The following is a 25,738-nucleotide window of genomic DNA, read 5'->3' on the forward strand; positions in this document are numbered from 1 at the left end:
AAGAGGATTAAATGAATAATAAAGACACACTTTATCATTTTGTTGGAATTAAAGGATCAGGCATGAGTTCATTAGCTTTGGTCTTACATGAAAAAGGCTACGATGTACAAGGTTCTGACGTTGAAAAATATTTTTTCACACAACGTGATTTAGAAAAGGCGGGCATTAGCATTCTGCCATTCAGCAAAGAAAACATTAAATCAGGAATGACGATCATTCAAGGAAATGCCTTTCCAGATACGCATGAAGAAATTGCTCAGGCAAAGGAAATGGGTTTGGAAATTATTCGCTACCATGATTTCATTGGTAAATTTATCCAACCATATACAAGCATTGCAGTAACTGGTTCTCATGGTAAAACAAGTACGACAGGGTTATTAGCGCATGTATTAAATGGGTTAGCGCCTACGAGCTATTTGATTGGCGATGGAACTGGTCATGGTGTACCGAACGCACAGTTTTTTGCATTTGAAGCATGTGAGTATCAACGTCACTTCTTGGCTTATGCACCAGATTATTCAATTATGACAAATATTGACTTTGATCATCCTGATTACTTCAAAAGCATTGATGATGTATTTGAAGCGTTTCAAACGTTGGCTTCACAAGTTAAGAAGGGAATCTTTGCTTATGGTGACGATGATTATTTACGCAAACTAAAAGCCGATGTACCAATTTATTACTACGGATTATCAGAAAATGATGATATTCAGGCGCGCAATATTGTTCGTACGACGAACGGTTCGGCTTTCGATGTGTATCACAATGAAAAATTTATCGGACGATTTGCAGTTCCGTCATTTGGAAAACACAATATTTTAAATGCTTTATCCGTAATAGCAGTGGCTTACTTTGAAGGATTAGATATGGATAAGGTCAAAGAGGAAATGTTGACTTTTTCTGGAGTAAAACGCCGCTTTACTGAAAAGAAAGTTGCCGACATGATTATCGTTGATGACTATGCACATCATCCAGCTGAAATCAAAGCAACTATCGATGCTGCACGTCAAAAGTATCCTGAAAAAGAATTGATTGCAGTCTTTCAGCCACACACTTTTACGCGGACGATCGCACTGATGGATGAGTTTGCTGAAGCTTTAGATCGTGCTGATAAAGTATATTTATGCGATATTTTTTCTTCTGCCCGTGAAACAGCTGGCGATGTAAAAATTGAAGACTTAGGAGATAAAATTCAAAAAGGTGGACAAGTGATTAAGGAAGAAAACATGTCGCCCCTATTAGATCATGAAAATGCAGTAGTGATTTTTATGGGAGCCGGTGATGTTCAAAAATTTGAACGCGCTTATGAAAATCTCTTAAGCAACACAACACGAAACGTATTATAATTTTAAAAAGGAAGGGTTCAGACAATCTTTTGTCAGGGTCCTTCCTTTAAAAAACGGTTCAAAGAAGGAGCATTCCGAAAAATGGGATGACTAAATTTCTACTTTAGAAAACTTTATACTAAAGTATGTACAAACTTGTGTTTTAGTTGCTTTCTGATAAAATAATGAGTAGAAACATATTACGGAGGGAATGAATTTGTATAATATGAAGGCTCGGAAAATAGGCAAAACGATTGATGAAATTGAGGAAGGTGACTCGTTATCGTTAACGGAATCGATCGAGGATAATCAGATTCTTTTATACTTAGGATTGACAAACGATGCAAATCCTTTGTACATCCAACACGACTACGCGAAAGAAACTGAGTATGAACAACCGCTTGTACCTTCGATTATGTTAATGGGGATCATCACAAGTGCGATTTCAAAACATTTACCAGGACCGGGTTCTCATGTTGTGAATTTCTCGATCAATTTTATTGATCCGGTTTTTCACTATGAAACATTGACCTTTGAGTTTGAAGTAATCAAAGTAGATAAAATGAAAGATGTCGTAACAATCTCTGTTGAAGCGGTGGAATCTGCAGATAATGAAGAGAAACGCATCTTGGATGCTGTGGTAATGGTGAAACCGCCACAAGCACAAATAGGAGATGATCTAAATGAATAATCAAGAAACACGTGTTTATGGCTTGAATCGCTTTTACGGTAAGATCTACGCCTTCCTTGCTCTAGGAATCGGGATTAGCGCTGTAATCTCTTACATGGCTTTAGGTCCATGGGCTTACCAAGTTGCAAATTTTATCAATAACTTTCCATTAGGTTTTTGGGGTATCTGGATCGCTGAAATTGCGCTTGTCATTTTTCTCGGTATAAAAGCCCAAAAGAATCCAACGTTGGCAATCAGTGGTTTTATCGTATATTCCGCATTAAACGGCTTAACATTGGCAGTTACCTTAGCAATGTATGACTTGGGAACAGTAACTCAAGCTTTTGTGACGGCTTCAGCGACATTTTTGGTAATGTCTCTTGTAGGTTCATTTACGAAACGTGACTTATCAGGAATCGGACGTGCTGCTTTAAGTTGTTTGCTAGGGATTATTATTGCAATGTTGTTGAATGTATTTGTTTTACACAGTAGTGCAGTGGACTTCTTCATTTCGATTTTAATGGTAGTAATTATGTCGGGTATTACGGCTTACGATAACCAGATGATTCGTAAGATATATCTTGGAACGAATGGTGAGGTAGGAAATGGTGTGGCTGTTTTTATGGCTCTGCAGCTTTACTTAGACTTCATCAACTTATTCATCTCATTTTTACGAATTTTTGGAAGTAGCAAATAGAGACGAGGATTCGTCTCTATTTTTTTTTGGATAGATTATAAAGATGAAAATGTTAGAAAAATCAGCGCCATTCTTTTCAATTCATTGCACACTTTGTTAAAATGAAACGTGAAGCACATCGTTAATTAGTAAGAGTTTTGTACTAGCTCGATTAAAAATTATTTGATAGGGCAACAACATTAAAAAAAAGTATTACAAATCAAATTTGCATTATGTAAAAAATAAAAACCTTAATAGGAATTAGGAGTCGAAGTTATGAGTAAGAATAAATTATTATTAGTAGACGGAAACAGTGTAGCCTTCCGTGCTTTTTTTGCCCTGCATAATTCTTTGGAGCGTTTCAAAAATAAGAACGGATTGCATACTAATGCGATCTATGCTTTTAACAATATGTTTGAAAACGTGATGGATCGAGAAAAACCGACTCATGTTTTAGTGGCCTTTGATGCCGGAAACACGACTTTCCGAACAGCAATGTATTCGGAGTATAAAGGCGGACGCTCAAAAACACCCGGTGAATTTCGCGAGCAGATGCCATACTTGCGTGAACTTCTGGCAGGTTTAGGTGTAAAACACTATGAATTGGACAATTACGAGGCCGACGATATCATTGGAACCTTAGCCCACCGTGCTGCTGATGATGGGTTCGAAGTAGTTGTATTATCAGGTGATCGCGACCTAACGCAATTAGCAACAGATAAGATTAAGGTGGATATTACAGTAAAAGGTGTCAGTGAAATAGAATCTTACACGCCCGAACATGTGGCAGAAAAATATGATGGATTGACCCCAAACCAAATCATTGATATGAAAGGCTTGGCTGGCGATACATCGGATAATTATCCTGGTGTGACGAAAGTTGGGGAGAAAACAGCAATCAAATTATTGAAACAATTTGGCAGCGTTGAGGGTGTTTACGAAAATATTGATGAATTGAAGAAAAGCAAAATGAAGGAGAATTTGATCAATGATAAAGATCAAGCATTCCTTTCAAAAGAATTAGCTACGATTAAACTGGATACGCCTGTTGATATTTCGATTGATGAGTTGGAGTATAGCGGAAAAGATTTGGACAAGTTGATTCCTTTCTTTAAAGAAATGGACTTTAAAGGTTTCTTAAGCAAATTGAATGTTGAAGAAGAAGAAGTTGAGTTAGAAGAAATCAAATTTAAAGTAGTGAATGAATTTACAGAAGAGATGTTCTGCGCGGATTCTGCTTTATATGTTGAGATGATGGAAGATAACTATCATCTGTCAGACATTGTTGGTGTAGCTTGGGGAACCAACGATAACATCTACGTAACTAATGAACTGGCTCTGTTTGAAAGTATTCCTTTTAAGAACTGGCTAGAGATGGCGAATGGAAAAAAAGTGTACGATGCCAAACGAACATATGTTGCATTGAATCGTTATAGTACAAAAACAGAGGGCATTAATTTTGATGTTCTATTGGCGGCCTATTTGTTAGATACTAACGACAATAGCAATGATATCGCAGGAGTAGCACAGTATTATGGCTACACAGAAATTCAAACAGATGAACAAATTTATGGTAAAGGTGCTAAAAAGGGACTTCCTGATGATGATGAAGTATTCTTTGGGCATTTGGCTCGTAAAGTCAAAGCTATCCATTTCTTGAACAGTAAACTAGAAAAGGAACTGGAAGAAAAGAAACAAGACAAACTATTCTATCAAATGGAGCTGCCGCTTTCTAGAATACTAGCAGAAATGGAAATTTCAGGAATTACAGTTGATGCAACGCGACTACAAGCGATGCGGGGAGAATTTTCAAAACGACTGCAGGATATTGAACAAAAGATCTATCAGGAAGCTGGTGAAGAATTCAACATTAATTCGCCTAAACAACTAGGTGTGATCTTGTTTGAAAAAATGCATCTGCCAGTAATCAAAAAAACGAAGACTGGGTATTCAACTGCGGTGGACGTTTTAGAACAATTACAGGAGCAAGCACCAATCGTCGAACATATTTTAAACTATCGTCAAATCGCTAAAATTCAATCAACTTATGTAGAAGGGTTATTGAAAGTCATTCAAGGCGACAATAAGATTCATACCCGCTATATTCAGACACTAACTCAAACGGGACGATTGAGTTCAGTTGATCCAAACCTGCAAAATATTCCGATTCGTTTAGAAGAAGGGCGGAAAATTCGTGAAGCTTTTGTTCCGAGAGATGAAAATTGGTTGATTTATTCTTCCGATTATTCTCAAATTGAGTTGCGTGTACTAGCACATATTTCTGGTGATGAGCACTTGAAACAAGCGTTTCGTGATGGCATGGATATTCATACCAGTACTGCGATGCGAGTCTTCAATGTTTCTGAAGATGAAGTAACACCGAACATGCGACGAAATGCCAAGGCTGTCAACTTTGGGATCGTGTATGGTATTTCTGATTATGGGTTATCACAAAACTTAGGAATCACTCGTAAAGCAGCACAAGAATATATTGATACTTATTTTGAAAATTATCCAGATGTGAAACGTTATATGGAGGAAAGTGTTCGGGAAGCAAAGGACAAGGGGTATGCCGCTACTTTATATAATCGCCGTCGTTATTTACCGGATATCAATGCCCGTAATTTTAATCTGCGTTCATTTGCTGAACGGACTGCCATCAACACACCAATCCAAGGAAGCGCGGCAGATATTTTGAAATTAGCAATGATTGAAATGGCAAAACGCTTGGAAGAAGAAAAACTTCAAGCTACTATGCTATTGCAAGTACACGATGAGCTTGTGTTTGAAGCACCTCAAAATGAATTAGAACAATTAGATAAATTGGTCAAGGAAGTAATGGAGAATACAGTGCAACTAGATGTACCATTATTAACAGATAGCAGCTGGGGTAAAACTTGGTATGAAGCAAAATAAATGAGATCAAAAGTTGAATTACTTTATTTTGTATGACTATTGTACTAAATATATACTTGAGAGACTGAACCAGAAACTTTGGAACGGTCTCTTGTCTTAGAAAGTTAGTATTGTCCTTTTACTAAAAAGGATATTAAGCTTATAGTTATATTAATAAGAAGATTTAGAGGTGGGAAGTTATGCCAGAATTGCCCGAAGTTGAGACAGTCAGAAAAGGATTAGTATCTTTAGTTAACGGGAAAACTATTGCTAAAATAGATGTTTATTGGCCACGAATTATCGAATTTCCTGAAATTGAAATTTTTCAGCAGCAATTAATTGGCGAATCCATTGAAGCCGTTGAACGACGTGGAAAGTATTTGATTTTCCAATTTACTCATTACGAAATGGTCTCGCATCTACGGATGGAAGGGAAATATGAGTATTTTGATCAACCTACTGTTTTAGATAAACATAGTCATGTACGGTTTATTTTTACGGATGGCTCAGAACTGGTTTATCATGATGTACGAAAATTTGGCCGCATGGCCTTATTGAAAAAGGGAACTGCGAAGGATTATAAAGGTCTGATGCAATTAGGTCCAGAACCAACTGATGAAGATTTTGATCTAGCGGATTTCAAACAACAGTTGAAAAAATCGACGACGATGATTAAACCACTACTATTAAATCAAAAAGTTGTGGCCGGATTAGGAAACATCTATGTTGATGAAGTTTTGTGGTTAGCCCAAATTCATCCAGAACAGCCAGCCAGTACTTTGAATGCTAAGACTGTTCAAAATTTGCGAAAGGCAATCATCGAAGTAATAACCAAAGCTAAAGAAGCTGGTGGTACGACAATTCGAACCTACTTGAACGCATTAGGGGAAGCCGGTCATTTTCAACAGGAACTGCATGTATATGGACAGACAGGTACACCTTGTTCAAGATGTGGAACACCGATTATTAAGATCAAAGTTGCTCAAAGAGGGACACATCTTTGTCCTCATTGTCAGAAACTAAAGAAGGTGTAGGGATGAGTTTTGTGTTAGGTATCACAGGTGGTATTGCTAGTGGAAAGTCAACAGTTGTGGATTTTTTCAAAGCGGAAGGCTTTGCTGTTGTAGATGGGGATATCGTTGCGCGAAAAGTAGTGGAACCTGGAACTGAAGGATTGAAGGTTTTGGAAAAGGTATTTGGTTCAGCGATTATTGAAAAAGACGGTCAATTAAACCGAAAAAAACTGGGCGATATTATTTTTCAGAATGAACAAAAGAGAGCATTGTTAAATGAAACACTAGAACCATTTATTCGAAGTGAGATTGAACGACAAGTTGAAGTCGCTAAAAAAAAGAGCGACTTAGTCATTGTAGATGTTCCATTGTTATACGAGGGAAATTATGAAGCGATGATGGATAAAGTAGCAGTGGTTTATGTTACACCAGAAATTCAATTAAAGCGTTTGATGGCAAGAAATGCTTTGTCAAAAGATGGTGCTTTGGAACGTATCAATAGCCAGCTCTCTTTAGAAGAAAAGAAAATGCGGGCGGATATCGTTATTGATAATTGCCGTTCACAAGAAACAACGCGTCAACAAGTTCTTAATTGGTTACAGGATAAAAAATTTGTTTCTTAAAGATTTCAGCGTCGTAGTATTACGACGCTTTTTTTAGCGAGCTGGTTATGGTAAACTCTTGTTATATAAAAAAAAAAATTTTTCTTTCGACAAATTTTTGTTTTTAAAAAACTATTCTATATAACAAAATAGATTTCATGTTTAGTCAGTGATCTTATTCAATATTAAGAAAGTGTAGGTGAAATTATGCGTTGTCCAAGATGTAATCATAATAATTCTCGAGTAATTGATAGCCGACAAACCGATGACGGGCGAGCGATTCGCCGTCGAAGAGAATGCGAAAGCTGCGGGTTCCGTTTTACAACTTTTGAACGCATCGAAGCAGCCCCTTTATTAGTTGTAAAACGCAACGGAGATCGTGAAGAATTTAACCGTGATAAAATTTTACGCGGGCTTATTCGTTCTGCTGAAAAGCGTCCAGTGGCAATGGAGCAAATGGAACAAATCGTGGATCACGTAGAAAATCGTGTACGCAGTATGGGAGAAAATGAAGTTCCGACAAGTCAAGTGGGAGAATTTGTCATGGAAGACTTGATGGAAGTTGATGAAATCGCCTATATTCGTTTTGCGAGTGTTTATCGGCAGTTCAAAGATATGTCCGTGTTCTTGAAAGAATTACAGGAGATCGTTGACAAAGCCAAGTCAACGGATGAAGAGTAGGGGGCATTTTTAGTGGCAGAAGAACTAAAACCCAGCACCTTTTATATGGTCTATGGTGAGCCACAATTTGACCAAAGTAAACAAGATGCTTTACTATATTTATATCAACCGATCATCGGAAGTACAGCGTTAAGTTTGTATCTGACTTTGACGAGTGATGTCACAATTGAAGGCACAAGCCCTAGCTTGATGCATACGGATTTGTTGGCGGCAGTAGATACTGGTTTGATGAATTTAGTGAAAGCACGGGAACATCTTGAAGGTATCGGTTTATTAGAAACCTATGAAAAAATAGATGATGAGCTTGGTATGAGCTTGATCTATCAATTGCGTTTGCCACTTAATCCAGAAAAATTTTTTCAAGATCCTTTGATGGCTTATTTATTGATGGAAAAAATTGGGCGACGTCGTTTTGAGCGCTTAGTTGAACGTTTTAAACCTAAGCTGTTTAATAGAAAAAAAGCCAAAAACATTACGAAACGTTTTCGTGAGGTCTATCGACTGGATGAGAAATCTTTTAGTAGTCAATCAGAGATTTTGGAACAGACGCAAGAAGATTTCTCTATTCATACGGATTTTGATTGGACCTTATTTAGTCAACAGTTGAAACGATTCAATTTGATTTTGAGTGTTGATGAGCGAGAAAAAATCCAAACATTCCAAACACTGTATGGAGTGAATGAACTAGATTTAGCTGAATTTATAGCCAAAGCGGCTGCTGGTGAAAAAGCCGGTTTGAATTTTAATTATTTACGTCAGTTGATCAACAAAGAAAAAAGACCAAACGTTTCCTCTTCGTCTAAAGAAATAATTACAGACGGTTTAATGGTAACTGGCAGTTTTTCTCCGCAAGAATTAGAAATTATTGCACAAAGCAAAAAAATTGCACCTGTTACTTTCTTACGTGCAATTAAGCGTGAAAAAGGCGGATTTGAGACGAATACAGAGGTCAGACTTTTGGAAGAACTGATTGGACGTAACTTACTCCCTAAAAGTGTAATCAATATCATTATCAATTATATATTGGTGATTCAAAACCAAGCGGTTATCAATGCGAACTATTTAAATGCGATTGCTAATGATTGGGCGCAGAAAAAAATTACTACTCCAGAGGCAGCGATAACTCATGTAAGAGAGAATAATCAAAAATTAGTTCGAAAACCACAAACAAATCGTTCAACGTATCAAAAACGTGGCTCGGGTCGAAAAGAGTCTCTGCCGGAGCATATCAAACAACCGCCGAAGGAGTCAAAATTATCACCAGAGAAAGAAGCAGAATTGAACCGTAAGTTAGCAGAATATTTAAGTAAAGAAGGTGACGATTGATGGAAGATGTAGGAAAAGAATTGAATCGCATCATTAAAAGCCGGGGAGTCGATGGCCGTTATCGTCAAATGATGGAGGAAGTTTTAGCTGATCCAGATGTGCGTCAATTCATTGAAGAGCACAAAGAGAAGTTAGCACAAGAAGACATCGAGAAATCTTTTGCGAAATTATATGAATTTGTACAAGAAAAGAAAAAATACTTATCTTCTGATCCTACTATGATCGCGCCAGGTTATGAGCCGCAATTGAGTCTAAACTTTCATTTTATTGATGTGACCTATGTTCCAACCGATGAGTTGCTGCGTTTAAAACGTGAGGAAGAGATTCGAAATCGCGTGAATTCTTTAGATATGCCAAAAGATATTCGAAAAGCCTCTATCCGAACATTTGAAGTTACTTCTGGCCGAAGTGAAGCATTAGAGGCTTCGTTGGACTTTATTAATCAATACGAAGCTAGTTCCAAAATGTTTCATAAAGCCTTGTTTCTAGTTGGTGATTTTGGTGTCGGGAAAACGTATCTGTTAGGAGCCGTTGCCCATGAATTAGCCGTCAAAGGGTTTGAAACGACACTTTTACATTTTCCGACCTTTGCTGGTGAAATGAAGCAAGCAATATCGAATGATAAAGTGGGGCCTAAATTAGATGGGGTAAAACGAGCACCAATCTTGATGATTGATGATATTGGTGCTGATTCCATGAGTGCTTGGATCAGAGATGAAGTGCTAGGGGTGATCTTGCAACATCGAATGCAAGAACAATTACCGACCTTTTTTTCCTCTAACTTTAATATGGATCAATTGGAACAACATTTGTCTGTTACACAAAGGGGAGATGAAGAACCGTTGAAGGCCAAAAGAATCATGGAACGTATTCGATACTTAAGTAAAGAAATTTGGGTGGTTGGAGAAAATCGCCGAAATGGATAAAAAAAGAAAATTTTCTTAGAAAAAGAGAAACGTCCTATTAAAAAGCGCTATCATTTAGCTCTTTTTTAAGGGCGCTTTTTTTAAGGAGTGTTATAATCAATTTTAGGATGTGAAAAAATGAATGCCAAAGATTTATCCCTTCGTTTACAGAAAGCTGCAGAATTTGTGCCACAGGCGGCTCGTCTAGCAGACATCGGATCGGACCATGCATACTTGCCAGTGGTTTTAATGTTGCAGAAGAAAATCTCATATGGGATTGCCGGTGAAGTTGTTATTGGACCTTACGAGTCTGCAAAAAAGCAAGTTGCCAAGAATGGTTTAGAACAAACACTCGATGTTCGATTAGCAAATGGACTTGATGCTGTAGAGTTAGATGATGACATTTCTGCTATTACTATTTGTGGTATGGGCGGTGTATTGATTCGTGATATTTTACAACGAGGTAAAGAAAAAAATCGTTTATCAGGGAAAGAACGACTGATTTTACAACCAAATGTAGGAGAACGCCAGTTACGAAAATGGCTGATTAACGAAAGCTACACGATCATTGATGAAGCGATCATTGAAGAAAACAATAAGATTTATGAAATAATCGTGGCAGAAAAACTTTCAGAGAAACCTGAATATTCAGCAAAAGAACTTTTTTTTGGTCCAATATTAGTAAAGAAAAAGAATGCTGTTTTTGTGGGAAAATGGCAGCATAAATTAGATAAGAGTGAAAAAATTTTAGCAAGCTTACACCAAAGTGATCAGGATGTCGCAAAAAAAATTCAAGAAGTCGCCCAAGAGATTGAATGGATTAAGGAGGTACTTGCAGATGCAAGGAAATGAATTTATCCAACGTTTTAAGCAATATTGCCCCGAATGGTTAGCCGAAGACGGCGACCCTGTCGGTTTGCATATCGGTACTTTAAACAAAGAAGTTTCACGAATCATGATGAGTTTGGATGTTCGTCCCTCTGTTGTCGAAGAAGCGATTGCTAAAAAAATTGATCTGTTAATTGTTAAACATCCACCGATTTTTCGTCCAATTTCACGATTAACCACTGATGATGTTCAAAACAATATGTACGCGGACTTGATTAAGCACGATATCGCTGTTTATGCGGCTCACACCAATATGGATATCATTCATAATGGATTGAATGACTGGTTTTGTGAACTGCTAGCTGTTTTTAATACAGACTATCTGATTCACACTCACACTGTCAGGATGAAGAAACTGGCTGTGTACGTCCCGCAAACAGATGCAAAAAAGATGCGTCAAGTATTAGCGGATGCGGGTGCCGGTGAGCAAGGAAACTATCAAGCCACATCCTTTACAGTAAATGGTACAGGCAGATTCACACCTAATAGTGAGGCAGATCCAACGATCGGGTCAGCAAACGTGCCGGAACAAGTGCAGGAAAGTAAAATTGAAGTGATTTTTCCCGAGACAAAGCAAGCAGAAGTTGTTTCAGCAATGCTGAGATATCATCCATATGAGGAACCTGCTTATGATATTTATCAGCTTGATAATCTTGCTGAAAATTATGGAATCGGTCGTGTTGGGGAATTAAAAGAAGCGATGCCGACCGAAGATTTTATTGTAAAAGTGAAAAAAACTTTTGATTTAGAAGGCTTACGGGTAATTTACCCACATATTTTAAAGAAAACAATTAAACGAGTTGCTATATGCGGCGGGAGCGGAGAAAAATTTTATAGTGATGCCTTAGCTGCGAAAGCAGACGTTTATATTACTGGAGATGTTTATTACCATACTGCTCACGACATGCAGGAGACGGGAATGTTAGTGATTGATCCTGGACATTATATTGAGTCCCTCTGTAAAGAAAGAATGGTGGCTCTATTTAACCAATGGAAAAATGAAGAGGACTGGAATGTTGATTTCCTTGTGTCTGAGACGTCCACAAATCCTTTTTCATTTAAATAAATAGCATTAAAGGAGAGAGTAAGATGTACGAAAATTTATTACCGCGTTTTTTAGATTATGTTAAGACAGAAACTCGTTCTGATGCGACAAGCACCACAACACCCACAACTCAAACACAGGTAGCTTTTGCTCATGAGCTGATGAAAGAATTAGAAAAAATCGGCATGCAGGATATTACTTATAATGAAAAAAACGGTTATGTGATTGCGACTTTGCCAAGCAATCTTGACAAAGAAACGCGGACTGTCGGTTTTATCTCTCACATGGATACAGCAGACTTCAATGCTGAAGGTGTCAATCCGCAAATTGTTGAAAATTATGATGGTGAATCTACGATCAAATTGGATACAGATGGAAAATATACATTGAATGTAAAGGATTTTCCTAATCTAAAGAATTACGCTGGTCAAACATTGATCACTACAGATGGGTCGACATTGCTTGGTTCAGATGACAAATCTGGGATCGCTGAAATTATGACAGCGATGGAATACTTGATCGGTCATCCTGAAATCAAACACGGGGAAGTGCGTGTTGGTTTTGGTCCGGATGAAGAAATCGGTATCGGTGCTGATAAATTTGATGTTAAAGAGTTTAATGCAGATTTTGCTTACACAATGGATGGCGGACCGATCGGCGAATTACAATATGAAACTTTCAGTGCTGCTCAAGCAGAAATAACGATGCATGGTAAAAATGTTCACCCAGGAACAGCTAAAAATACTATGATCAACGCTTTGCAAATGGCGATTGATTTTCATAATCAATTACCAGAAGACGAGCGTCCAGAAAAAACTGATGGGCGTCAAGGTTTTTATCATTTGTTGGCGTTAGACGGAAATGTAGAAGAAGCTAAAATGACTTATATTATTCGTGATCATGATCGTGAAAAATTTGAAGAACGTAAAAAAATGATTACAGATATCCAAGCGATAATGAACAGTAATTTTGATCAAGAGCGTGTAGAAATCAACATGTATGATCAATACTACAACATGGGAGAAGTCATCGAAAAAGATATGAGTGTCATCGATTTGGCAAAAGGAGCGATGGAAGAAGTTGGTGTTACGCCAATTATCGAACCGATTCGGGGTGGTACTGATGGTTCTAAGATCTCATTTATGGGTATTCCTACACCAAACATTTTTGCAGGTGCTGAAAATATGCATGGACGTTTTGAATTTGTTTCATTACAGACCATGGAAAAGGCTGTTGATGTGATTGTGAGGATTATTGAAAACAACGCTAAATAATTTTTTTCTGAAAAAGCTTTGAGGAAACTTGAAGCTTTTTCTTTTTTTGCGCATTCGCATGTGGTAGGCTATAGCAATAAAGAAAAAAATGAGGCTAAAAAATGAAGTTTTCAATCAATCGTAAATTGATTCTAAATATTTTACTATTTGTTGTTATGATCGGTGTAATAGTTTTTGTGATTCGCGACTCTTTAAGCGATATTTTTACTGAACTTGGCAGAACCTCTTTACCGGTGCTTTTAGGTGTTACAGTATTGGGATTGATCAGTCAAATAATTGAGGGGTACACTATCAAAAATATTGCTGGTGAGTTTAATCCGGAGTTTACTATTCGTGATGGTTTTTTCGCGTCGGCATATGCGACTTTTTATCGAGTGATTACTTTTGGAACAGGTTCGATCGTCTCTGAAGTGATCTATTATCATAAAAAAGATTTGAGGTATTCAGAGGGAACAGGGACAAGTGCTTTACGAATGGTTACATACAAAATAGCATTGATGATTTGGGCATTGTTCTTTTTGATCGTGAAAAGTGATGCGATTCAAAAACACATAGCAAATGGAATTTTTTTAGTTCTTGCGGGGATTCTCGTGACATTACTGATCATTTCGATGTTATTAGTTTTGAGTTTGAATATTAATGCCCAGGTGGTATTGGTTATTATCTGTAATCGAATATTTAAAAGTCAAAAGTTACGAGATATTGTTGACCAAGTGAATAATCAAGTTTATTCTCTGCGTGGAGCGATCAAAACATTTATTCGTGATCGCCATGCAGTTATTCGTGTGTTTTGCTCGAATATGGCAAAATTGGTTGTTTGGTACGCTTTGCCATTCTTCATTCTGGTACAGGATTATCCTGACATTGATCTATGGTTAACAGTCGCTTTGATCAGTTTTACTGTAATTTTAGGGGGTATTTTGCCAGCGCCTGGAGGAATTGGCGGTTTCGAATTTGTCTATGTACTCTTATTTAGGAATGTTGTTGGAAAGGTTGATGCTGTTTCTTCATTGCTGCTTTACCGCTATGCGACTTACTTATTACCATTTCTAGTTGGGATGGTTTATGTCCTGTTTAACAAACAGCGTCAGATTAATCATGAAATTAAAGAAGCAAAAAAAGAAGTGAACGATTAATTTCGTTAACTTCTTTTTTTTGTCCAACTTTTCGTAAAAAACTAAAGTTGATTGATAGTACTCATTAATAATGAACGACCAGTTTTCCAATCATTTTATCTTCTTCGACGAATTGATGTGCTTGGTAAAAAACCTCTGGAGAGAAACCTGGAATGATTTTTGTTAATGTACTTTGAATTTTTTTCTCTTGTAACAAGCGAACAAGCAGTTCTAAGATGGCTCCCTGTGAGTTTAGATTAAAGTCATAATCGGTTTTTGCAAACATATATTCCCAGTCAAAACTGCCCGACTTGTTTTTTAATTTAGCTAGGTCAAGATCTTTATTTGATTCTACGATCGACCCAAGATGTCCAAAAGGTTCTAGTAAATCACTCATTTCTTCAAAATAGTGATCTGTAGAGTGGAGAATCAAAATATAGGGCAAAGTAGGATAACCAATCCGTTTTAGTTGTTTAGTCAAATCTTTATGGTGATCAATGATATGGTCAGCGCCCATTTTCTTTGACCAAACCTTGCTTTCTTTACGTGATGCGGTAGTAATCACTGTTAGTCCAGCCCACTTAGCTAATTGAGTGGACACCGATCCGACGCCGCCAGCTCCGTTGATAATCAGTAATGTTCCTTCATTTTTCCCTTCTTCGGGAGTTAAGCCCATTTTTTCAAACAGCATTTCGTATGCCGTAATAAAGGTTAATGGCATTGCGGCTGCCTCGTCCGTAGAAATTCCGCTTGTTAACTTTGCGACGATACGAGAATCGATAACTTGATTTTCACTATAACTGCCAAATCTTTTAGTAGTGCCAGCGAAAAGAACTCGATCGCCAACTTCAATATTTTTAACCTCGCTGCCCAAGTGAGTCACGATACCAACACTGTCAAAGCCTAGTACATGGGGTTGAGGTGTTCCTTTACCGCTTTGTCTCAATTTTGTATCTACTGGGTTAATGGAAACCGCCATATTCTTTACGACAAGATCAAATTTATTTAATTTAGGAAGCATCACTTCATAGGTTTCAAAATGGTTTCCGTTCGAAAGGTGAAACCCTTTTTCGAACCCAATCACACGAGAAATCATTGAATCACTCTCTTTCTAGTAATGAGAGAATTGTAGCATTATTTTGTTTTTCTTCATAATAATAAACTTTGATTTTGATGAGTTTATTGTTTGACCTTAACTGACCAACGTTATATACTAATGTTTGTAAACTATTAATTATGTCGGAGGTATGTTTATGAATATCGAAAAAATGACGACAACTTTACAAGAAGCGATCGCTGAGGCGCAGCAGATTGCGGTTACAAGGCATCATCAAGAAATCGATATCGCCCATGTATGGAAGATATTTTTACAGCCTAATCACTTTGGTCGAAATTTTTATGTAGACGCTGGTATTGATGTTGATCAATTTGAACACGAAGTAGATAAAGCGTTGGAAGGCTATCCAACAGTTAGTGGAGGTAATGTCCAATATGGTCAAAACCTCAGCCAAAATCTATTCAATTTATTAAACGAAGCGGATAAATTGCGTGAAAAATTTCAAGATGATTTCTTATCAACGGAAATCGTCCTCTTGGCGTTAATGAAATTAAAAAATTATTCCTTGACAAAATATTTGAATCAACAAGGATTAAATGAAAAAGAGGTACAAAAGAATATTGAAGATATACGAGGAGGGGATCGAGTGACCTCGCAAAATCAAGAAGAAACCTATAAAGCATTAGAAAAATACGGTGTTGATCTAGTTCAACAAGTCAAAAATGGGAAGCAAGATCCGATTATTGGTCGCGACGAAGAAATTCGCGATGTGATTCGAATTCTTTCACGAAAAACTAAAAATAATCCCGTTTTGATTGGTGAACCTGGTGTTGGTAAAACTGCTATCGTTGAAGGATTAGCACAACGGATCGTACGAAAAGATGTTCCAGAAAACTTAAAAGATAAAACTGTTTTTTCCTTGGACATGGGTTCACTGATCGCTGGTGCTAAATTCCGTGGTGAATTTGAAGAACGTTTAAAGGCAGTTTTGAAAGAAGTGAAGAAATCAGACGGTAGAATTTTACTGTTTATTGACGAAATCCACAATATCGTTGGTGCGGGAAAAACAGAAGGTAGCATGGATGCCGGAAATATCTTAAAACCAATGTTAGCTCGCGGCGAACTGCATTTGATTGGTGCCACAACATTAGATGAATACCGTCAATATATGGAAAAGGATAAAGCGTTAGAACGCCGCTTTCAAAAAGTCTTAGTAAAAGAGCCAACTGTTGAAGACACTATCAGTATTTTACGTGGATTGAAGGAACGTTTTGAAATACATCACGGGGTAAATATTCATGATAATGCTCTAGTAGCAGCGGCTACACTATCAGATCGCTATATTTCGGATCGTTTCTTACCAGATAAAGCGATCGATTTGGTTGATGAAGCGAGTGCCAGTATTCGAGTAGAAATGAATTCGATGCCGACAGAACTTGACCAAGTGACGCGTCGTTTGATGCAGTTAGAAATCGAAGAGGCTGCTCTAAAAAAGGAAAGCGACGATGCAAGCAAGAAACGTTTGGAAAATTTACAAGAGGAACTGGCGGATCTTCGAGAAGAAACCAATGCGATGAAACTGCAATGGGAAACAGAAAAAGAAGAAGTTAACGTCGTTTCAAATAAACGGGCGGAAATTGATCAGGCTAAGCATGAATTGGAAGATGCAGAAAATAATTATGATTTGGAACGAGCTGCGGTTCTTCGTCATGGAACGATTCCTAACCTAGAAAAAGAGTTAACTGAATTGGAGGAAAAGAACCAAAAGAGTGACATCAAAATGGTTCAAGAATCCGTGACGGAAAATGAAATCGCACAAGTTGTCGGACGATTGACAGGTATTCCCGTAACTAAATTAGTTGAGGGAGAACGGGAAAAACTGTTGGGCTTGAATCGCACGTTGCATAAACGCGTGATCGGGCAAAATGAAGCGGTAGATGCTGTAAGTGATGCTGTATTACGTTCGCGTGCAGGTCTTCAAGATCCGAATCGTCCGTTAGGCTCCTTTCTATTTTTAGGCCCCACTGGTGTTGGTAAAACCGAATTAGCAAAGGCTTTAGCAGAGAACCTATTTGATTCAGAAGATCATATGGTGCGGATCGATATGAGTGAGTACATGGAAAAACACTCTGTGTCGCGACTTGTAGGAGCGCCTCCTGGTTATGTCGGTTATGAAGAAGGCGGGCAACTGACGGAAGCGGTTCGTCGAAATCCGTATACGATTATTTTGTTAGACGAAATTGAAAAAGCCCATCCTGATGTGTTCAATATTCTATTGCAGGTATTAGATGATGGTCGTTTGACTGATTCTAAAGGACGTTTAGTTGATTTCAAAAATACGGTATTGATCATGACTAGTAATATCGGATCGCAAGTATTATTGGATGGTGTGACCACCGAAGGAGAAATTCCAGAAACAACGAAAGAACAAGTTTTAAGTATGTTGCGAGGGCATTTTAAACCAGAATTTTTGAATCGAATCGATGATACGATCCTATTTACTCCGTTGAGTTTGGAGGATGTGAAGGCGATCGTTGAAAAAATTGTACAACATTTGTCTCACCGATTGGAAGAACAAGAAATCCAATTAGATATTACAGAAGATGCAAAGAGCTGGATTGCAGAAAAGGCATACGAACCACAATATGGTGCACGACCTTTGAAACGGTTTATCACAAGGGAAGTAGAAACACCATTAGCGAAAGAAATCATCGCTGGGCGGGTAATGCCAAAAACAAAAGTTTCAATCGAATTATTCGAAGATCAACTAGTGTTTCAAAATCAATCAACGGACGCATAAAAAAATTATGTAAACTTAAAGTGATTCAAAATTAATAGTGGGCCAGCGGGAATTTTCTAAAAGCTGTTCCACTATTTTTTTATTTCCATAGAAATAAGGTAGATACAAAAAAATCAAGCCCTTTAAAAGTAAAACATAACAACTTTTTCATTACGCATGTTACGAAGTAATGACAAATTAGTGAATTTGTGATGTTTAAATTGTTTGTTAATTGTTCTTGGATTATACTTTTATAGTAATTAAAAATGAAGAGCTCTGTAAAGGTTTCTTGGAGGTATATAATGAACCAATTTAAAACCCGTACTGAAAAATACAATTATATAAGAACGCAACAAAAAGAAAAACGTATGAAGGTAGCGAAAAGAACAGTGCCTTTATTAGGAACGGCAATGATTCTTTCACCAGCTGTTTTGACCATGAATACGGTAAAGGCCAGTGCTGCAGAAACTGGTCAAGCTCAAAATCAATCAGCGTTCATTGAACAATTGGGTGCTTCAGCAATGCAAGTTTCAGCATCAAGTGATCTTTATGCATCAATTATGGTGGCTCAAGCATTGGTTGAAACAGGCTTTGGAACATCTCAATTGTCTGCTGCACCTTATTATAATTTATTTGGTGTAAAGGAGTATAATGGCGGTTCTTCGGTAACCATGAGCACGCAGGAATATTTAAATGGACAGTGGGTAACTATGAACGAACCGTTTGCTGTTTATAGTAGCTATGCCGAATCCTTTCAAGCGCATGCTAGTCTGCTAGCTAGTTCTTATTATGCGGGTGCTTGGAAAAGCCACACAAACAGTTATCAGGATGCAGCTGTATACTTAACAGGTCGCTATGCAACAGATCCAAGCTATGCCAGTAAGTTGATCTCTTTGATTCAAACATATAACTTAACTCGTTTTGATACACCGGGAGCGGGTACAGCGGTGCAGGCGACAGATCAAGCTCAGTCTACCGTTGATCAAACAGCGCAGGCGGATTCTTCGACATCACAATCAAGTGGTCAATCCTATACGGTTCAATCAGGAGATTCAATCTGGGGAATCGCTGAAAAATTCGGGATTAGTGTCAATCAATTATTGGCAGATAATGGCTGGAGTTCTGATACAACGATTATGCCAGGAGACACAATCGTCATTTAGCTTTTTAAAGATGGAGCAAATTGCTCCATCTTTTTGTCGTCCAACATTATTCTTTCGGTAAAAACGATCCTATAGTATATCTTGAGCAAATCATTTTTAGTTTAATGAGCGAGAGAAATGCCTATATAAGTTTTTAAAAGTCGAAATTCTCGCATCTTTTCTCATTATTCGTTAAGATAACTTACATAAGGTAAGAAATGGAGCGAGGGAAAATGACAAAAATTTATAATTCAATTTTAGAGACAATTGGCGAAACACCTATCGTAAAACTTGGACGTATGGCAGCAGAGGATATGGCACAGATTTATGTCAAAGTAGAATCATTTAATCCTGGCGGTAGTGTAAAAGATCGGATTGCATTAAGGATGATTGAAGATGCAGAAAAGACTGGTAAGTTAAAACCTGGAATGACAATTATTGAACCAACCTCAGGAAATACGGGGATTGGTTTAGCAATGGTGGGTGCTGCAAAAGGATATCCTGTGACTTTAGTTATGCCTGAAACAATGAGTGTTGAACGTCGTAAATTGATGCAAGCCTATGGAGCCAATTTAGTTTTAACGCCTGGTCCAGATGGAATGAAGGGTGCAATTGCAAAAGCCAATCAGCTTGCAGAAGAAAATGCTGGATTTGTACCGGAACAATTTGATAATCCGGCTAATCCCAAAGTTCATGAAGAAACGACAGCTAAAGAGATCGTTAATGCTTTTGAAAAAAATGGTTTAGACGCCTTTGTAGCTGGAGTTGGTACTGGTGGTACTATTACCGGTGTAGGAAATGAATTGAAGCGTATGTATTCAGATATCAAAATATATGCTGTAGAGCCAGAAGAGTCACCTGTTTTAGAAGGCGGTCAACCAGGACCGCACAAAATACAAGGGATCGGTGCAGGGTTTGTTCCAAGTATTTTAAATACTAATATTTACGATGCTGTATTGCCTGTAAATGCTAGTGACGCGATGGAAACTGCACGAGAAATTGCGAAAAAAGAAGGGATTCTAGTAGGAGTTTCTTCTGGAGCTGCACTATTTGCGGCGATAGAAGTAGCCAAAAAAATGAATTCGGATCAAAAAGTATTGGTTTTATTACCAGACAACGGTGAACGCTACCTGTCTACTGAGTTATTCCAATTTAACCAATAAGTTTATGAAAAACATTAATTTTTGAATCCAGCTAGTATTTCCCCTCAGATAATAGTATCATTTTAATATAGAATACAAATAGGAGGGGCTTATATGGTAAATGAGGCAGTCGATCGAGCGGTCAAAGAATTGAAGGCCGGCGGAGTCAGGATTACGCCACAGCGTTATGCCATTTTAGAGTATTTGATCCAGTACCGTAATCATCCAACAGCTGATGAAATTTTTCGTTCATTAGAAAGCCGCTTTCCGAATATGAGTGTGGCTACCGTATACAACAATTTGAGGAAATTCGTTGAGATCGGAATTGTGCAAGAGATGAATTATGGTGATGCAGCAAGTCGGTTTGATTTTACGAATCAACAGCACTACCATGCAATTTGTACAGAGTGTGGAAAAATCGTTGACTTTTTCTACCCTGGCTTGGAAGATGTTGAAATGGCATCTAGCAAACTAACTGGTTACCAAATCAATAAGCATCGTTTAGAAGTATATGGCTTATGTCCAGATTGCCAAAAAGCTGAGGAATAATTCCTCAGCTTTTTATTTTCATTTAAGATAACAGAAATCCCGTTTTAGCTAATGAGAGAAATCACATAAAAATATAACAACGTTTGCACTGATTTTTATTAAAAGAACTTTTTGAAGAGAATATATAAAACTAAAATGAAAGTATTCTTATCTAATAATGCTGTTATTGCAGCGTTTTTAGATATTTTTTTTTAGTTAAATGAAGACACATTCAAAATATATGAGATATCAATAACACTTCAAGCACGATCGTTGCTTAAAAAAAGCATTGTGATATATTAAACTTGTTCCGAAGTTAAAGAACTTCGATAATAATTCTATAGGAGTGATTTACCGTGAAAATTGGCGTAATTAAAGATCCAAAACAAGGTGAGGCACGTGTAGGCATGACACCTGAAAACGTTAAGATTTTAGTAGAGGCAGGAAATGAAGTACTAGTTGATGATAATGCTGGTGCTGGTTCAGGTTTTACTAATGAACAATATGTAGAAGCAGGTGGTAAAATTGTCGATACTGATACTGCTTGGAATGCTGATCTAATTGTAAAAGTTAAAGAACCAATGGAAAGCGAATATCACTATTTCAAAAAGGGACAAATTATTTGGGGCTTCTTACATTTAGCTGCAAATAAAGCTTGTGTCGAAAAAATGATGGAAGTTGGTGTAACGGCTTTATCTGGCGAAAATATTTCAATCAATGGTGTTTTAGAATTATTAAAACCGATGAGTGCGATCGCTGGGCGTCGTGCAGTTAACCTAGGTCAATACTATTTAGAAAAACAACATGGCGGCGAAGGAATCTTGCTTCCAGGAATCGATGGAGTCGAAGCCGGAACAGTTGTCATCTTAGGCGGTGGTAACGCAGCTGAAAATGCAGCGGATATGGCAGTTGGCATTGGTTGTCGTGTAATTATTCTTGAAGTGAATGAAAACCGTATCAAACAATTACAAGATCGCTACAAAGACCATAATGTAGACGTGATCGTTTCAAATACTGAAAACTTAGAAGAAAAAATTAAAGAAGCGGATGTATTCATTTCGACTGTTCTAATTCCAGGAGCTAAACCACCAAAATTGGTTAAGGAATATATGGTTGAATCAATGAAGCCCGGTTCTGTGATCGTGGATATTGCTATTGACCAAGGCGGAACAGTTGAAACAATTGACAAACCAACGAATCATGCTGATCCTGTCTTTACTAAGCACGGAGTTATCCACTACGCTGTACCTAATATGCCAGGTGCTACACCAAGAACAGCAACGATCGCATTAGCTAAAGGAAATATTTCATTTCTTAAAGATGTTAGTGTGAAAGGATTAGATGAGGCATTGAAGTCTGATGAATCATTAGTATCAGGTTTGAGTGTATACAATGGCAAAGTCGTTTCTAAAGCTTTAGCAGATTCAATCGATGTTACTTATACCGAAGTAGGAGATGTTCTGTAATGACTGACACAATGACAAAGTTACCTGTATCTATTGAAGATATTCATGAGGCAAAGAATGTTGTTAAACAATACGGTCGTGTAACACCATTGATTCAATCAATGTTTCTGACTGCTCAAACGGGCGGTCAAGTATTCTTGAAATTGGAAAATATGCAATTAACTGGTTCATTCAAATTCCGTGGTGCGTTCAATAAAATCGCTCATTTAACACAAGCGGAAAAAGATAAAGGTGTCATTGCCGTTTCTGCTGGAAATCACGCGCAAGGTGTAGCTTTAACTTCTAAATTATTAGGAATTGAAAGTACAATAGTTATGCCTGAAACCGCACCAAAGGCGAAAGTTGAAGCAACAGAAGGTTACGGCTCTAAAGTTATTCTTCATGGCTCTGGTTTTGATGATGCGAAAGCTTATTGCGAAAAAATCGTTGAAGAAACGGGTGTAACATATATTCCTCCTTACGATGATGAATTTGTAATGGCGGGCCAAGGAACGATTGGTCTTGAAATTTTAGATTCAATCTGGGATGTTGATACGGTTATCGTTCCTGTTGGTGGTGGCGGACTGATTGCTGGAATTGCTGTCGCAATGAAGACTTTCAATCCGAACATCAACATTATTGGTGTTCAAGCTGATAATATCCACGGTATGACGGCTTCTTTCCGTGCTGGTCATAAAGTAGGATACAAAAAAGCTGCGACGATTGCTGACGGCTGTGCGGTAGAATTTCCGGGGAATCTTACGTTTGAAGTAGTTGAAGAATTAGTAGATGATATGGTAACTGTTTCTGAACAAGAAATTGAACTTGCCATGAAAGATTTGATCCAACGGACAAAAATCGTTGTGGAGGGTGCTGGTGCATTGGCTACAGCAGCTATTCTTTCTGGTAAAGTGGATAACTATGTGAAGGGTAAAAAAGTCGTTGCTGTCGTATCTGGCGGAAACGTTGACTTGAATCGTATCACTGATGTTATCGGACATTTCTCAGTCGCCAACGAATTGAAGTAGCTGAACGATAACTAAATCTGATGCTTTTTAGGAAAAAACTTAACAAAAAAGCCGAACGACTATAAACTATCGTAATCGAAAGTTTATGGCCGATCGGCTTTTTTTGTTAAGACAGATCTATTTGAATAACCATGGAAACAAAACACCTAAGTAATTGTTTTTTCAATCTTTTAGAATGGATGGTAAACTCCGATTTAAGAATAAACTGTTACGTAATTAGAAAAGTAATTAGCGTTGAAACGCTTCTTAACATACAAGTAGGAATGAAATACTGCTTAGGCGTCATAATCCTTTTTGAATAAATAAACGCCGCTCACAATAGAGACTATAAAGGCTAGTAAAACCACCAGTATTGAACCAACCTCGGAATCACGCCACAGTAAACCACCGGTGTTGATTCCCCATAGGCTGAAAATTAACGTTGGCAGCGCAAGCAAAAGCGAGGCTGTATTAAGAAACTTCATTAATTGATTCAAACGATTGTCCATCATACTGTCAATTAGTCCACTAATAGAACTTAACATCTCACGATAGATTTGAACTGAAGTCGTAGCTTGTTTTGTTTGCAGTTCGATCTCAATTGCTAGATCGCGATCAGAGGAGACTAGGCTAGAATCTAAAAGATGTGTAATTGTTCTGCGTTGTTCTTTTAGTAGATTATCAATATATACTAAATTTTTTTCAGTGTGAGTAGTTTTTTCTAGAATATTCTTGTTTGATCCGTAGGAGGTCCCTTGGCTGATTTCCTCAATTGTTTTTCGTTGCTTACGCAGAAAAGTTAAATAATGTTCATTGATAATTTGCAAAGTATGCAGGATCAAACCTGCTTTAGTGAAAATTTCAGATGTGTAATTGTCCAAGACCTCATTAATCAGCGACTGTTCACTTACGGTAATCAAAACATCTGATGATAGAAAGACAGTTACTGCTGCTGATAGTGATTCTGGCTCATCAATGGACTGAATATCGATAAAGAGCATTAAACAAAGCGGCTTTTTATCTTCCGTTTGATATCTTTTAAAAAAGGAAACGTTGGAATATTTCTCTCCGAGAGAAAAGAAATTTTTAGGTAGTTCATAAGTTTCATGCAGTAATTGCTTCTCACGGTCAGTGGGATTAGAAACCGATAACCAATTTCCTTCACGAGTATTTTTCTGCACACCATCACTTGTAATAGAAAAGAAATTAATCAACGAAAATAACCTCCTTATGTTAATAGTAGTATTTATCTAATCATCTCAAATGGACTGTTAATTGCCAAATTTTTTGAATTGTAGAACCACTTGCGAGTATTTCTTTCTACCTATAGTAGATAATGATTTCGATAAAAGTGAGACAATCATTTAATTCAACTATATTTCTTCTCATTTGAAATAATTCTAGTTTACAGAAAAATTGTATCTGATATAATAATCTTCATATTTCATAAACTTCAATGAAAATTTCATTGGAAGTGAACTTATATATCGTCATAATATGGATGACAGTTTCTACCTTGTGCCGTAAACGCAAGACTATAAGTAAAAAATGTACGGTTGCGTATCTTTTTTGCTTTGCAGATGAGGTGCGTTTTTTGTAGTATCAAAAAACGACAAAAAATGAAAAAGGAGAAGAGTATAATGAAAGAATTGACAGATCGTATCAAAGATAATGGCCGTATTTTAGGTGAAGGTGTGTTAAAAGTTGATGAGTTCATTACTCACCAAGTTGATCCTGAATTAATGAATGCGATGGGTAAGCGTTTAGCAGATGTGTTTGCTGACAAGAAGATTACCAAAGTAGTAACAATCGAAGCGTCTGGAATTGCTCCAGCCGTTTACGCTGCTCAAGCCCTAGAGGTTCCCATGATCTTTGCACGTAAATCTAAAAGCTTAACAATGGATGAAGAATTATTGACGGCTTCTGTTTATTCATTTACTAAACAAATGACCAGTACTATTTCCATTTCTCGTAAATTCCTTTCTGCAGAGGATAATGTCTTATTAGTCGATGACTTTTTAGCGAACGGTCAAGCTGCAAAGGGATTGATTGAACTGTGTCAACAAGCTGGAGCTAGTGTTGCTGGAATTGGGATTTTAATTGAAAAATCTTTCCAAGATGGGCGTCAGTTGATTGAAGACATGGATATTCCAGTTATCTCTTTAGCTAGAATCTCTTCCTTACATGACGGTAAAGTGACATTTATCGAGGAGGACGCATAGA

22 protein-coding genes and 1 riboswitch are annotated in these 25,738 nt (G+C 37.4%); of the genes, 20 read left to right on the forward strand and 2 right to left on the reverse strand.

The window, feature by feature from the left end:
- The first annotated feature begins 11 nt into the window (after positions 1-11).
- The 13 genes from murC to IGI38_RS05170 all read left to right on the forward strand — a co-directional run bounded on the left by murC (position 12) and on the right by IGI38_RS05170 (position 14,436).
- Positions 12-1,346, forward strand: a complete 1,335-nt coding sequence (gene murC / locus IGI38_RS05110) for a UDP-N-acetylmuramate--L-alanine ligase (RefSeq protein ID WP_438727473.1) — start codon at positions 12-14, stop codon at positions 1,344-1,346.
- 190 nt (positions 1,347-1,536) lie between these two features.
- Positions 1,537-2,016 carry a MaoC family dehydratase gene (locus IGI38_RS05115; protein WP_438727475.1) on the forward strand — a complete coding sequence of 160 codons (480 nt, stop codon included), beginning with the start codon at positions 1,537-1,539 and terminating at the stop codon, positions 2,014-2,016.
- A complete protein-coding gene (locus IGI38_RS05120; protein WP_438727478.1) occupies positions 2,009-2,692 on the forward strand; it encodes a Bax inhibitor-1/YccA family protein in 684 nt (227 codons plus the stop codon). The genes IGI38_RS05115 and IGI38_RS05120 overlap by 8 nt, the downstream gene beginning before the upstream one ends.
- A 255-nt stretch (positions 2,693-2,947) precedes the next feature.
- A complete protein-coding gene (gene polA, locus IGI38_RS05125; RefSeq protein ID WP_438727481.1) occupies positions 2,948-5,587 on the forward strand; it encodes a DNA polymerase I in 2,640 nt (879 codons plus the stop codon).
- Between the two features lie 179 nt (positions 5,588-5,766).
- A complete protein-coding gene (gene mutM / locus IGI38_RS05130; protein ID WP_438727484.1) occupies positions 5,767-6,600 on the forward strand; it encodes a DNA-formamidopyrimidine glycosylase in 834 nt (277 codons plus the stop codon).
- A gap of 2 nt (positions 6,601-6,602) precedes the next feature.
- Complete coding sequence (coaE, locus tag IGI38_RS05135; RefSeq protein ID WP_438727487.1) at positions 6,603-7,202, forward strand: dephospho-CoA kinase; 600 nt, start codon at positions 6,603-6,605, stop codon at positions 7,200-7,202.
- Positions 7,203-7,388: 186 nt separating this feature from the next.
- Positions 7,389-7,862, forward strand: a complete 474-nt coding sequence (gene nrdR / locus IGI38_RS05140; RefSeq protein ID WP_438727490.1) for a transcriptional regulator NrdR — start codon at positions 7,389-7,391, stop codon at positions 7,860-7,862.
- A 12-nt stretch (positions 7,863-7,874) separates the two neighbouring features.
- Positions 7,875-9,188, forward strand: coding sequence for a DnaD domain protein (locus IGI38_RS05145; protein WP_438727493.1), 1,314 nt, complete (start codon positions 7,875-7,877; stop codon positions 9,186-9,188).
- Entirely contained in the window at positions 9,188-10,114 is a 927-nt protein-coding gene (gene dnaI / locus IGI38_RS05150) for a primosomal protein DnaI (protein WP_438727496.1), read from the forward strand. The genes IGI38_RS05145 and dnaI overlap by 1 nt, the downstream gene beginning before the upstream one ends.
- 117 nt (positions 10,115-10,231) lie before the next feature.
- The gene (locus IGI38_RS05155; RefSeq protein WP_438727499.1) at positions 10,232-10,945 is read left to right on the forward strand and encodes a tRNA (adenine(22)-N(1))-methyltransferase; all 714 of its coding nucleotides are present in this window, start codon (positions 10,232-10,234) and stop codon (positions 10,943-10,945) included.
- Positions 10,926-12,047 (forward strand): Nif3-like dinuclear metal center hexameric protein, encoded by a 1,122-nt coding sequence (locus IGI38_RS05160; protein WP_438727503.1) that lies wholly within the window; start codon positions 10,926-10,928, stop codon positions 12,045-12,047. Before IGI38_RS05155 ends, IGI38_RS05160 begins: the two co-directional genes overlap by 20 nt.
- Before the next feature lie 23 nt (positions 12,048-12,070).
- Positions 12,071-13,300, forward strand: a complete 1,230-nt coding sequence (pepT, locus tag IGI38_RS05165) for a peptidase T (protein WP_438727507.1) — start codon at positions 12,071-12,073, stop codon at positions 13,298-13,300.
- A 101-nt stretch (positions 13,301-13,401) separates the two neighbouring features.
- Positions 13,402-14,436 (forward strand): lysylphosphatidylglycerol synthase transmembrane domain-containing protein, encoded by a 1,035-nt coding sequence (locus tag IGI38_RS05170; protein ID WP_438727510.1) that lies wholly within the window; start codon positions 13,402-13,404, stop codon positions 14,434-14,436.
- 64 nt (positions 14,437-14,500) lie between these two features.
- Here the strand turns inward: IGI38_RS05170 and IGI38_RS05175 are convergent, their stop codons facing one another.
- A complete protein-coding gene (locus IGI38_RS05175; RefSeq protein ID WP_438727513.1) occupies positions 14,501-15,511 on the reverse strand; it encodes a zinc-binding alcohol dehydrogenase family protein in 1,011 nt (336 codons plus the stop codon).
- Positions 15,512-15,668: 157 nt separating this feature from the next.
- On the opposite strand from IGI38_RS05175, the gene clpB reads away from it, so the two are divergent.
- The 6 genes from clpB to tdcB all read left to right on the forward strand — a co-directional run bounded on the left by clpB (position 15,669) and on the right by tdcB (position 23,536).
- On the forward strand, positions 15,669-18,272 hold the full coding sequence (clpB, locus tag IGI38_RS05180) for an ATP-dependent chaperone ClpB (protein ID WP_438727516.1): 2,604 nt from the start codon (positions 15,669-15,671) through the stop codon (positions 18,270-18,272).
- A 281-nt stretch (positions 18,273-18,553) separates the two neighbouring features.
- Complete coding sequence (locus tag IGI38_RS05185; protein WP_438727518.1) at positions 18,554-19,414, forward strand: glucosaminidase domain-containing protein; 861 nt, start codon at positions 18,554-18,556, stop codon at positions 19,412-19,414.
- Between the two features lie 212 nt (positions 19,415-19,626).
- Positions 19,627-20,556, forward strand: coding sequence for a cysteine synthase A (cysK, locus tag IGI38_RS05190; RefSeq protein ID WP_438727521.1), 930 nt, complete (start codon positions 19,627-19,629; stop codon positions 20,554-20,556).
- Between the two features lie 93 nt (positions 20,557-20,649).
- On the forward strand, positions 20,650-21,084 hold the full coding sequence (locus IGI38_RS05195) for a Fur family transcriptional regulator (RefSeq protein WP_438727523.1): 435 nt from the start codon (positions 20,650-20,652) through the stop codon (positions 21,082-21,084).
- 335 nt (positions 21,085-21,419) lie between these two features.
- Positions 21,420-22,529 carry an alanine dehydrogenase gene (ald, locus tag IGI38_RS05200; RefSeq protein ID WP_438727525.1) on the forward strand — a complete coding sequence of 370 codons (1,110 nt, stop codon included), beginning with the start codon at positions 21,420-21,422 and terminating at the stop codon, positions 22,527-22,529.
- Complete coding sequence (gene tdcB / locus IGI38_RS05205; protein WP_438727528.1) at positions 22,529-23,536, forward strand: bifunctional threonine ammonia-lyase/L-serine ammonia-lyase TdcB; 1,008 nt, start codon at positions 22,529-22,531, stop codon at positions 23,534-23,536. Before ald ends, tdcB begins: the two co-directional genes overlap by 1 nt.
- 275 nt (positions 23,537-23,811) lie before the next feature.
- Here tdcB and IGI38_RS05210 read toward each other — a convergent pair whose 3' ends face one another.
- On the reverse strand, positions 23,812-24,729 hold the full coding sequence (locus tag IGI38_RS05210) for a CorA family divalent cation transporter (protein WP_438727531.1): 918 nt from the start codon (positions 24,727-24,729) through the stop codon (positions 23,812-23,814).
- Positions 24,730-24,975: 246 nt separating this feature from the next.
- Positions 24,976-25,073: riboswitch (purine riboswitch) on the forward strand.
- Positions 25,074-25,155: 82 nt separating this feature from the next.
- Between IGI38_RS05210 and IGI38_RS05215 the strand changes: the two genes are divergently transcribed.
- Positions 25,156-25,737 carry a xanthine phosphoribosyltransferase gene (locus tag IGI38_RS05215; RefSeq protein ID WP_438727533.1) on the forward strand — a complete coding sequence of 194 codons (582 nt, stop codon included), beginning with the start codon at positions 25,156-25,158 and terminating at the stop codon, positions 25,735-25,737.
- Position 25,738 lies beyond the last annotated feature (1 nt).

Source organism: Enterococcus sp. AZ128, from assembly GCF_051714485.1.
Lineage (GTDB): Bacteria > Bacillota > Bacilli > Lactobacillales > Enterococcaceae > Enterococcus_A.

Excerpts from the sequence above, each read along its gene's own strand:
- mutM (WP_438727484.1), top strand. The coding sequence starts at position 5,767 with ATGCCAGAATTGCCCGAAGTTGAGACAGTCAGAAAAGGATTAGTATCT.
- IGI38_RS05195 (WP_438727523.1), top strand. The coding sequence starts at position 20,650 with ATGGTAAATGAGGCAGTCGATCGAGCGGTCAAAGAATTGAAGGCCGGC.
- IGI38_RS05120 (WP_438727478.1), top strand. The coding sequence starts at position 2,009 with ATGAATAATCAAGAAACACGTGTTTATGGCTTGAATCGCTTTTACGGT.
- dnaI (WP_438727496.1), top strand. The coding sequence starts at position 9,188 with ATGGAAGATGTAGGAAAAGAATTGAATCGCATCATTAAAAGCCGGGGA.
- cysK (WP_438727521.1), top strand. The coding sequence starts at position 19,627 with ATGACAAAAATTTATAATTCAATTTTAGAGACAATTGGCGAAACACCT.
- polA (WP_438727481.1), top strand. The coding sequence starts at position 2,948 with ATGAGTAAGAATAAATTATTATTAGTAGACGGAAACAGTGTAGCCTTC.
- IGI38_RS05175 (WP_438727513.1), bottom strand. The coding sequence starts at position 15,511 with ATGATTTCTCGTGTGATTGGGTTCGAAAAAGGGTTTCACCTTTCGAAC.
- nrdR (WP_438727490.1), top strand. The coding sequence starts at position 7,389 with ATGCGTTGTCCAAGATGTAATCATAATAATTCTCGAGTAATTGATAGC.
- coaE (WP_438727487.1), top strand. The coding sequence starts at position 6,603 with ATGAGTTTTGTGTTAGGTATCACAGGTGGTATTGCTAGTGGAAAGTCA.
- IGI38_RS05115 (WP_438727475.1), top strand. The coding sequence starts at position 1,537 with ATGAATTTGTATAATATGAAGGCTCGGAAAATAGGCAAAACGATTGAT.
- tdcB (WP_438727528.1), top strand. The coding sequence starts at position 22,529 with ATGACTGACACAATGACAAAGTTACCTGTATCTATTGAAGATATTCAT.
- IGI38_RS05155 (WP_438727499.1), top strand. The coding sequence starts at position 10,232 with ATGAATGCCAAAGATTTATCCCTTCGTTTACAGAAAGCTGCAGAATTT.
- clpB (WP_438727516.1), top strand. The coding sequence starts at position 15,669 with ATGAATATCGAAAAAATGACGACAACTTTACAAGAAGCGATCGCTGAG.
- murC (WP_438727473.1), top strand. The coding sequence starts at position 12 with ATGAATAATAAAGACACACTTTATCATTTTGTTGGAATTAAAGGATCA.
- IGI38_RS05170 (WP_438727510.1), top strand. The coding sequence starts at position 13,402 with ATGAAGTTTTCAATCAATCGTAAATTGATTCTAAATATTTTACTATTT.
- IGI38_RS05215 (WP_438727533.1), top strand. The coding sequence starts at position 25,156 with ATGAAAGAATTGACAGATCGTATCAAAGATAATGGCCGTATTTTAGGT.
- pepT (WP_438727507.1), top strand. The coding sequence starts at position 12,071 with ATGTACGAAAATTTATTACCGCGTTTTTTAGATTATGTTAAGACAGAA.
- IGI38_RS05185 (WP_438727518.1), top strand. The coding sequence starts at position 18,554 with ATGAACCAATTTAAAACCCGTACTGAAAAATACAATTATATAAGAACG.